The organism is Phyllobacterium sp., from assembly GCF_037994405.1.
In the GTDB taxonomy this organism is placed as follows: Bacteria; Pseudomonadota; Alphaproteobacteria; order Rhizobiales; family Rhizobiaceae; genus Phyllobacterium.
This window is the reverse complement of record NZ_JBBNAN010000325.1, coordinates 1-9,438: the sequence shown is the minus strand read 5'-3', so window position 1 is coordinate 9,438 and position 9,438 is coordinate 1. Positions and strand designations below refer to the sequence as shown.

General features: G+C 56.8%; 8 protein-coding genes. 1 reads left to right on the top strand and 7 read right to left on the bottom strand.

All coding sequences use genetic code 11. From position 1 onward, the window contains the following. Nucleotides 1-233 precede the first annotated feature (233 nt). From AAAC48_RS18095 to chvE, 7 genes are all read right to left on the bottom strand, one after another. On the bottom strand, nt 234-1,259 hold the full coding sequence (locus AAAC48_RS18095; RefSeq protein ID WP_340655517.1) for a histone deacetylase family protein: 1,026 nt from the start codon (nt 1,257-1,259) through the stop codon (nt 234-236). Further along, nucleotides 1,259-1,756, bottom strand: coding sequence for a GNAT family N-acetyltransferase (locus AAAC48_RS18090; RefSeq protein ID WP_340655516.1), 498 nt, complete (start codon nt 1,754-1,756; stop codon nt 1,259-1,261). The genes AAAC48_RS18095 and AAAC48_RS18090 overlap by 1 nt, the downstream gene beginning before the upstream one ends. Beyond that, nucleotides 1,756-2,688, bottom strand: coding sequence for a 3-keto-5-aminohexanoate cleavage protein (locus tag AAAC48_RS18085; protein WP_340655515.1), 933 nt, complete (start codon nt 2,686-2,688; stop codon nt 1,756-1,758). Before AAAC48_RS18085 ends, AAAC48_RS18090 begins: the two co-directional genes overlap by 1 nt. 9 nt (nt 2,689-2,697) lie before the next feature. After that, nucleotides 2,698-4,071 (bottom strand): aspartate aminotransferase family protein, encoded by a 1,374-nt coding sequence (locus AAAC48_RS18080; RefSeq protein ID WP_340655514.1) that lies wholly within the window; start codon nt 4,069-4,071, stop codon nt 2,698-2,700. Between the two features lie 108 nt (nt 4,072-4,179). Next, complete coding sequence (gene mmsB / locus AAAC48_RS18075) at nt 4,180-5,379, bottom strand: multiple monosaccharide ABC transporter permease (protein WP_340655513.1); 1,200 nt, start codon at nt 5,377-5,379, stop codon at nt 4,180-4,182. Further along, on the bottom strand, nt 5,376-6,908 hold the full coding sequence (gene mmsA, locus AAAC48_RS18070) for a multiple monosaccharide ABC transporter ATP-binding protein (protein ID WP_340655512.1): 1,533 nt from the start codon (nt 6,906-6,908) through the stop codon (nt 5,376-5,378). Before mmsA ends, mmsB begins: the two co-directional genes overlap by 4 nt. A 174-nt stretch (nt 6,909-7,082) precedes the next feature. Then, nucleotides 7,083-8,138 carry a multiple monosaccharide ABC transporter substrate-binding protein gene (gene chvE / locus AAAC48_RS18065; protein ID WP_340655511.1) on the bottom strand — a complete coding sequence of 352 codons (1,056 nt, stop codon included), beginning with the start codon at nt 8,136-8,138 and terminating at the stop codon, nt 7,083-7,085. Between the two features lie 311 nt (nt 8,139-8,449). Between chvE and araD1 the strand changes: the two genes are divergently transcribed. Then, the coding region (araD1, locus tag AAAC48_RS18060; RefSeq protein ID WP_340655510.1) for an AraD1 family protein at nt 8,450-9,438 on the top strand (989 nt) is incomplete at its 3' end.

Genomic DNA, 9,438 nt, shown 5'->3' with positions numbered 1-9,438 from the left:
ATCAAACCTAAGCAAACCTTAGGGCGCATTCAGCAACCGCCAGCGGCGCCCCGCCCTCGTTGTGCCGGTATATAGACCCCACCCAACAAAACTGTCAACACACCAAAATCAATTTTTCCAAACTTTTTCAAAACCAACAAACAGCCCTGGGGATAAGTCTTCAGGATAAGTGCCTTGAACGCGCCTTTTGCGGGTTTTGCTGCGGTCCTACGATTTGCCAGCGAAAAAGAAAATCAGATCGTCGCGCCGAATCCGGTGAGGAAGGAGGTGAGATTGTCGCCAAGCTCATCGCAGAGATAGCCGCCTTCCTGTACGATCACCGCCGGCAGGCGAAGTTTCGCGATCGCTTCGGCGATACGGGCGAAGCCGGGCGTCGAGACGGAAAGCCCGCCAAAGGGATCGCCCTCAAAGGCGTCGAGCCCCAATGCCACGACCAATGCTTGCGGCGCAAAGACTTCGATGCGCTCCATGGCAGCGGCGAGCGCTTCCAGAAACACCGCGTCGCCAGATTTGCGTGAGAGAGGCAGGTTGTAGTTGTAACCGAGACCCGCCCCCTCGCCGCGCTCGTCGGCATAGCCCCAGAAGAATGGATAGAATCGCACTGGATCGGCGTGGATCGAGACGGTCAGCACATCGGGACGCGCATAGAAAATGCCCTGTGTGCCGTTGCCGTGGTGCAGGTCGACATCGAGAATCGCGACACGTGCCGCGTTGGCGCGCAATCTTTGTGCTGCGACTGCCGAATTGTTGATGAAGCAAAATCCGCCGGCGACGTCGGCAAAGGCATGATGGCCGGGAGGGCGGCACAATGCATAAACCGCAGGTTCGCCCGACATGACGCATTCGGCCGCTTCGACCGCGCTCCAGGCACTCCAGCAGGCGCTTTCCCAGGTCTCTGCCGAGATGGGACAGGCCGTATCAGCCATGTGGTAGCCCGCCTGTCCTACAGCAGAAGCCGGATAGCTGCCGGTACGGTTGATCGGATGAATATTCGGGACCACCTCCTCTGACGCGCCGGGAATGAGCTGCCAGCGCCGGTGGATGTTTTGCAGGAATTCGAGATATTCCGGCGTATGGACTGCCGCGATCGGACCAAGACCATAGTTCTTGGGGTGGTGGATGGAACTGCCTGCCGCACGGGCACCGGCAAGCAGCCGCTCGATCCGCTCCGGTTTTTCCGGGTTGGGCTGCGGCGCCCCACTCGAGAGGAAGCCTTTCGGATTATGCCGTTTCTGCTCTTCCGCATAGAATGTTTTCATCAGCGTTCCCGTTCGATCTCTCGCGCCGCCAGCGCAATGAATGCATCGCCATAAATGCCATGGATGTGCTCCCACTGCGACCATTCGATACCGAGATGCGTGTAAAAGCCCTGAGCCCCATGATTGTCTGCGTCGACGGATAGTCGCAAGTAGGCAGCGCCCTTTGCCAGCCCCTGTTCAGCCACGGTCTGAAGCATGCGCTCGCCGATCTGCCTGCCACGAAACTGTTCCTCGACGAAGATGTCCTGAACATAGATACCCGGCTTGCCGCGCCAGGTGGAGAAGCTTGGAAAGTAGAGGCACATGCCGGCGAAATCGCCGTCAACTTCTGCGATCTGCGCTTCGAATGCCGGATTGTCGCCAAAGCCGTGGCGGCGCAGGTCGTCGGGCGTACTCCTGACCTTCAGGGCCGCGCTCACGCCGTCAGCAAGCTTGAGTATCGCCCGGTGCAGAAGTGCAACGTCATCGATCGTCGCTTGCCTGATTGCGATCGCCATCAGAACGCAACCTTGCCGCCGCCCTTGAGGCCAAGCAAAGCACGGGCTTCCATCGGTGTCGCTACATCGAGCGACAGCGCTTCAAGTACGGTGCGGATACGCTTCACCTGATCCTCGTTGGACTTTGCCAATTCGCCGCGGCCGAGCATGAGGCTGTCCTCCAGTCCGACACGGACATTGCCGCCCATTGCGGCCGCCATGGTGACCATCGGCATCTGATGCCGGCCGGCCGCCAGCACCGAAAAACGGTAGCTATCACCAAACAGCTTGTCGGCAATGCGTTTCATATGGGTCAGATTCTCCGGATCGGCACCGATCCCTCCAAGCACGCCGAAGACAAACTGGATGAACAGCGGTCCCGAGACAAGGTCCCGGTCACGGAAATGCGCCAGCGTATAGAGATGCCCGACATCATAGCATTCAAACTCGAAACGGGTGCCGCAGCCCTGGCCGAGACGGGCCAGGATGGTTTCGATATCAGCAAAGGTGTTCTTGAAGATGGAGCTGCGCGTTGCTTCCAGCAGTTGCGGCTCCCATTGGTGCTTCCACTCCGTATGGCGATCAAGCGCCGGATAGAGGCCGAAATTCATCGAACCCATATTGAGCGAACACATCTCCGGCTCGGCGCGTAGGGCCGCAGCAAGCCGGTCTTCGAGCGCCATCAGCGAACTGCCGCCGGTCGAGATATTGATGACGGCGTCCGTCGCCTGTTTGATGCGCGGCAGGAACTGCATGAACACGTCCGGGTCGGCAGAGGGCCTGCCGTCGTCCGGGTGGCGTGCATGCAGGTGCAAGATGGAAGCGCCAGCTTCCGCGGCGGCGATTGCTTCCGCTGTAATCTGATCCGGGGTTACCGGCAGGTAGGGGCTCATGCTCGGCGTATGCACGGAACCGGTAATGGCGCAGGTGATGATGACTTTTCTCTTGGCCACGAGATCCCCCTACCTGTTCACGGGAAGGTCAAGTTCATCGGCGAGGTCCTGCAGCGTATCCCCCAGAATGGCAACAATTTCCCCGATCTGCTCTCGCGTGACGATCATTGGCGGACAGACGAGGAAATGATCGCCGTCGACGCCGCCGCGCGTGCGACGCGAATAGATGATCAGGCCCTTGTCATAGGCGAGATCGATGACGCGCTGGAAAGCGTTCTTTTCCTTTGGCAGTGGCTTCATCGTGGTGATGTCCTCGACAAATTCCGCCGCCAGCAGCAGCCCCTTGCCGCGCACATCGCCGATGAAGGGAAAACGCTCTGACAGCGTTACGAGTTCGCTCTTCAGCCTATCGCCCATCCCGGCAGCATTATCGACAAGGTCGAGCCGTTCGATCTCATCGAGAACCGCACCACCGGCGGCACAGGCGAGCGGATTTCCGGCATAGGTGTAGCCGTGCTGGAAACCGCCCGCATCGAGAACGGGCTGTACCATGCGCGACGGCGCAACCATGGCGCCGAGCGGGCTGTAGCCGGAGCCGAACCCCTTCGACAAGGCGATCAGGTCCGGCTTGCATTTCCAGTGATCGCCGCCAAGGAACTTGCCTGTGCGTCCAACACCACTCATCACCTCGTCATGAATGAGCAGCACGCCATAATGGTCACAGATCTCGCGGATACGGCCATAATAACTGTCCGGGGCGACGAGCGCACCTGTGGAGGCGCCGCCGACCGGCTCCATGATGAAGGCAAGAACGGACTCCGGCCCTTCGGCAATAATGGCCTCCTCCAGCTTGTCAGCATAGCGCAGACCGCGTTCCTCCATCGAGAAATTGTCGCGGTCGAGATAGGCTGTGGGCGCGGGGATTTTCGGCATTTCCTTCATCATCGCCGTAAAGGGATCGGTCAGTGCCGCATAGCCGGTGACGGCCAGCGCGCCAAGTGTACCGCCATGATAGGACGGGAAACGCGAAATGACCTTCCAGCGCTGTTTCTGGCCAATCGCCACTGCATATTGCCTGGCGAGTTTGAGGCAGGATTCCACCGCTTCCGAGCCACCGGAGACGAAGAACACTTTGTCCATGCCGTCCGGCATGTAACCCGCGATGCGGCAAGCAAGCTCTTCCGCCGGTTCGTTCTCGAAATGCAAACGGTAGGCGAAAGTGACCTTGTCCATCTGCCTTTTCATGGTGTCGATGACGTGCCGGTTGCCGTGGCCAATATTGACCACCATCGCCCCGCTCGATCCATCGATGAACCGGTTACCGTTCTGATCCCAAAGATAAATGCCGTCCGCCCGATCGACGAGCGGACGGCAGAGACGCGACTGGTAGAACAGATGCGATGGGGCGCGTTCGCCTGCGGCCGTTTTCTCCGGGTTCAACATGGGGTGATGGTCCGTTGCTGATTTGCAGTTGCCTCGCATTCATGCATTACGCCGAAGGAGAGTCAAAACGAACCACGGATCTGTCAGCAAACCCTATGTCGGCAGCCCTCACGCCTTGTTCTTGTTGTAGACGTCGAACACGACAGCAGCCAGCAGAACAAGGCCCTTGATGACCTGCTGCCAATCGATGTTGACGCCCATGATCGACATGCCGTTGTTCATGACACCCATAATGAAGGCGCCGATCACGGCACCCATCACCTGGCCGACACCGCCCATGGCCGACGCACCGCCGATGAATACCGCGGCGATTACGTCCAGTTCGAAGCCAAGGCCGGCCTTCGGCGTTGCCGTATTGAGACGCGCTGCGAAAATCAAACCTGCCAAAGCCGCCAGGACGCCCATGTTGACGAAGGTGAAGAATGTGAGTCTTTCCGTCTTGATGCCGGAGAGCTTCGCCGCCTTTTCGTTGCCGCCCATGGCATAGATGCGTCGCCCGATGGTCATGCGCTTGGTGACGAAAACAAACAATGCGATCAGGATCGACATCACGATCAATACATTGGGCAGGCCTTTGTACGACGAAAGCAGATAGGTCAGGTAAAGGATGATTCCCGCGATGATGAGATTCTTCGCAACGAAAAGCGCGAAGGGTTCGCCCTCATAACCATGCTTTTCCCGCTTGGTGCGGCCGCGAATACTGAAATAGATCATCAGGGCGACGAGGATGATGCCAATCAACATTGAAGTTGTGTTGAATGTCGTGCCGCCGAAGAAATCAGGAATGAAGCCGGAGCTCAACAGCTGGAATTGCGGGGGAAATGGCCCGACCGATTGGCCGCCAAGCAGCCACAGCGCCAAACCCTTGAACACCAGCATACCTGCCAGTGTGACGATGAACGACGGTATCTTGTGATAGGCGACCCAATAGCCCTGCGCGGCGCCGATGGCACCTCCGACGAGCAAGCAAAGGATGGTCGCCGGTATATAATGTACGTGCCACTGAACCATCATGACAGCGGCAAGACCGCCCACGAAGCCCGATACCGACCCGACTGAAAGATCAATGTGGCCAGCGACGATCACCAGCAGCATGCCCAATGCCATGATGATGATATAGCTGTTCTGCAGCACAAGGTTGGTCAGATTGACAGGCCTGAACAGGGTTCCGCTCGTCGTGAACTGGAAGAACAGCATGATCAGGATCAGTGCCAAGACCAGGCCATATTCGCGGAAATTGCCCTTCAAAGCGGAACCGTCCGTCTTGAAGTCCTTCTTCCCCTGGGTTGCTGCTGTTTCGACGGTCATGATGTTTTCCCTTCAGCACGGATAATGGCGCGCATGATTTTTTCCTGGCTGGCTTCGCTGGCGGGCATTTCGCCCACAAGCCTGCCCTGGTTCATCACATAGATCCGGTCGCAGACGCCAAGCAGCTCCGGCATTTCCGACGAGATCATCAGGACACTTTTGCCTTCGCTTACCAGTTGATTGATGATTGAATAGATTTCATATTTCGCACCGACATCGATGCCACGTGTCGGCTCGTCCAGGATCAGCAGGTCCGGATTGGCAAAAAGCCATTTCGACAAAACCACCTTCTGCTGGTTACCCCCCGATAGATTGCCCGTCTTCTGATAGATGCTGGACGAGCGGATATTCGTCTTGCGGCGATACTCGTTCGCCACCTTCAACTCAGACATATCATCGATCACGCCATTGTTGGATACGCCCTCAAGGTGAGCGATGGTCGTGTTATGCTTGATATGATCGATCAGGTTGAGGCCATAGGTCTTGCGGTCCTCGGTGACATAGGCAATGCCGTTGTCGATCGCCTTGCCAATGGTCGAGACATCCACTTTCTTGCCCTTGATGAGAACGTCACCGCTGATCTTCTGGCCGTAGGCCTTGCCGAACACACTCATGGCGAATTCCGTGCGCCCCGCGCCCATCAATCCGGCAATGCCGACCACCTCGCCCTTGCGGACGTTGAGGTTGATGCCATTGATGACAGTGCGGTCGCCATGGATATGATGGTGAACCACCCAATCCTTAACCTCGAAAACCACGTCACCGATGTTCGGCTCGCGCTGCGGAAAGCGGTCTGCCAGCTGGCGCCCAACCATGGAGGTGACGATCCGGTCCTCGGAAATCTCGCCCTTGTCCAAAGTTTCAATCGTCGCACCATCGCGCAGGACAGTGATACGATCGGCGACCTTGCCGACTTCGTTGAGCTTGTGCGAGATCAGGATCGATGAGATGCCGTGCGCCTTGAATTCCAGCAAAAGCGCCAGCAATGCGTCGCTGTCCTTTTCGTTGAGGCTCGCGGTTGGCTCGTCCAGTATGAGGAGTTCGACCTCCTTCGACAGAGCCTTGGCAATCTCGACCAGTTGCTGCTTGCCGACGCCGAGATTGGTGATCAGTGTCAGCGGGTCTTCCTTCAATCCGACTTTGGCAAGAAGTTCGCGCGTGCGGTTCTCCGCGATGTGCCAGTCAATGATGCCGAATTTCGCTGGTTCATTGCCAAGGAAGATATTTTCGGCAATCGACAGGAGAGGGACGAGCGCCAGCTCCTGATGAATGATGATAATGCCCTTTTCTTCACTGTCGCCGATATCGCGAAAGTGCTGCTCCTGGCCATTATAGTGAATTTCGCCCTCGTAGCTGCCGTGCGGGTAGACACCGCTCAGCACCTTCATAAGGGTCGATTTGCCAGCGCCATTCTCGCCCACGAGAGCGTGAATTTCGCCTTTGCGCACATTGAGATTGACATTATTCAACGCCTTCACACCAGGAAATGTCTTGGTGATGTTGCGCATTTCGAGGATGGTTTCCATCAAGATCCTCATCGATACCGACGCGGCAATATGGCCTGCTCTGGTATCGTTCCCTTCTGCAATTTTTATTAGGCTTTCTGGTCTTTTGCCACCGGAATTATTGTCCGGAAAAGCCTCTATCGACATGGAACGAACCCTGCACGATCAAATGCAGGGTTCGCTGCAGGTCCCAAAGACCTACTTCAGCTTGTCTTCCGTGTAGTAACCGGAACCAATCAGGATATCTTTCCAGTTGGACTTGTCGACTTCGACCGGCTTCAGGAGGTAGGCCGGAACAACCTTGACTCCGTTGTTATAGGTCTTGGTGTCATTGATTTCCGGCTGATCACCCTTGAGCACGGCATCGATCAGGTTGGATGTCACCTTGGCGAGATCGCGGGTATCCTTGAAAATTGTCGAATACTGCTCACCGGCAATGATCGACTTGACTGAAGGCACCTCGGCATCCTGCCCCGAAACGAACGGGAACGGCTGGTCCTTCGTGCCGTAGCCAACGCCGCGCAGCGACGAAAGGATACCGATGGACAGACCATCATAGGGTGAAAGGACGGCATTGACCTTCTTGTCGGTGTAGTACGCCGACAGGAGATTATCCATGCGAGCCTGAGCAACCGCACCATCCCAGCGCAGCGTACCAACCTTGTCCATACCCATCTGACCGGACTGGACGACCAGTTTGCCGCTGTCGATCAGAGGCTGCAGGACAGACATTGCGCCATTGTAGAAGAAGAACGCGTTGTTATCGTCGGGCGAGCCACCAAACAGTTCGATATTGAACGGGCCTTTTGCGTCCGGCAGGCCGAGGGCCTTGACGAGTGAGCCAGCCTGAAGCACGCCGACCTGGAAGTTATCGAATGTCGTGTAGTAATCCACATTGGGGCTGTCACGGATCAGACGGTCATAGGCGATGACCTTGATGCCAGCGTCGTGCGCCTGCTGAAGAACGTTCGACAGTGTCGTGCCGTCGATGGCAGCGATCACGAGAACCTTGACGCCCTTGGTAACCATGTTCTCGATCTGCGCGAGCTGATTTGGGATATCATCTTCGGCATATTGCAGATCGGTGTTGTAGCCACGCTCTTTCAGCGTTTTCACCATGTTGTCGCCGTCGGCAATCCAGCGCGCCGAGGACTTTGTCGGCATCGCGATACCGACGGTGCCCTTATCCTCAGCAAAACCTTGCGTACCCATCACACCAAGTGCGATCAGTCCCGCAGCAAATAGTTTCAGCATTTTCACGTCTGTTCCTCCCAGTTTCCAATCATGTCCGATGCGGTTTCGCCGATCTCCACCGGCATTCATGCACCGAACCAGTTCCTCCCAGAGCGGGGTCATTTCAACATCTATCCGAAAAGTATGACTTTTGGAATAGGGCTTTCGCCGCCTTGTAAAAATGTCCCCGCCGGTTCGTCCCGGCCCGTGCGTGTATCCGCCAAAGGGCCGTTTACATCAATATAATACTATTATAATATTTTTGAAAAGATGGTTCGTGCGTTTAATGTGCGGACGACAATTCATATACCCAAACATCCGGGAGGAAAGCCTTGAATCTGGTTCAGTTGATGAATGCCAATGGAAAGCGGCAGGTCGCCGCGCGTGTCGATGACGAATTCCGGCATGTAAAACGGACGCGGTCCGTGCTGGAACTTGCCCATGCGGCGATCGAAGCGAAAACAGGCATCGCAAATATTGTGGAAAACCGCGGACTTGGCAAAAAACTGGACATCGCCGCCGCCTATGCGGAAGGGCGCTTGCTTCCCCCGGTGGATACCCATGATCCGGCTCATATTCATCTGACCGGAACGGGCCTCACGCACCTTGGATCCGCCGCGACCCGCGATGCGATGCACCGCAAGATTGGCGAAGCCCAAGAGGAAACCCTCACCGATTCGATGAAGATGTTTCGGATGGGGCTGGAGAACGGCAAACCGAAAAAAGGGCAGACCGGCGTTCAGCCGGAATGGTTCTACAAGGGCAACGGTTCGATGTTGACCGGCCCTGGACAGCCGCTGCTGTCGCCTGCCTTTGCGGATGATGCCGGCGAGGAGCCCGAGATCGCCGGTATCTATGTGATCGGTCCGGACGGCGCGCCATTCCGTATCGGCTTTGCGCTCGCTAATGAGTTTTCCGACCACGTCATGGAGCGGGTCAATTACCTCTATCTTGCCCATTCGAAACTGCGTCCGTGCTCGATCGGCCCCGAACTGATCGTCGGCGATCTGCCTGCGGATATCAGGGGCACGTCGCGTATCCTGCGCAAGAACAAGACTGTTTGGGAAAAACCTTTCCTTTCCGGCGAAGACAACATGTCCCACACGATCGCCAATCTGGAACATCACCACTTCAAATACTCGGTGTTCCGCCAACCTGGTGATATCCACGTACACATGTTCGGTACGGCCACACTGTCCTTTGCCGATGGCGTGAAAGCGGAAAACGGCGACGTCTTCGAGATCGAAGCGCCGGCGTTTGGCCTCCCCTTGCGCAATCCCCTCAAGGTCGAGAAGCCGTCCAAGGTCAAGGTGACAGCCCT

Excerpts from the sequence above, each read along its gene's own strand:
- AAAC48_RS18095 (WP_340655517.1), bottom strand. The coding sequence starts at position 1,259 with ATGAAAACATTCTATGCGGAAGAGCAGAAACGGCATAATCCGAAAGGC.
- AAAC48_RS18090 (WP_340655516.1), bottom strand. The coding sequence starts at position 1,756 with ATGGCGATCGCAATCAGGCAAGCGACGATCGATGACGTTGCACTTCTG.
- AAAC48_RS18080 (WP_340655514.1), bottom strand. The coding sequence starts at position 4,071 with ATGTTGAACCCGGAGAAAACGGCCGCAGGCGAACGCGCCCCATCGCAT.
- mmsB (WP_340655513.1), bottom strand. The coding sequence starts at position 5,379 with ATGACCGTCGAAACAGCAGCAACCCAGGGGAAGAAGGACTTCAAGACG.
- chvE (WP_340655511.1), bottom strand. The coding sequence starts at position 8,138 with ATGCTGAAACTATTTGCTGCGGGACTGATCGCACTTGGTGTGATGGGT.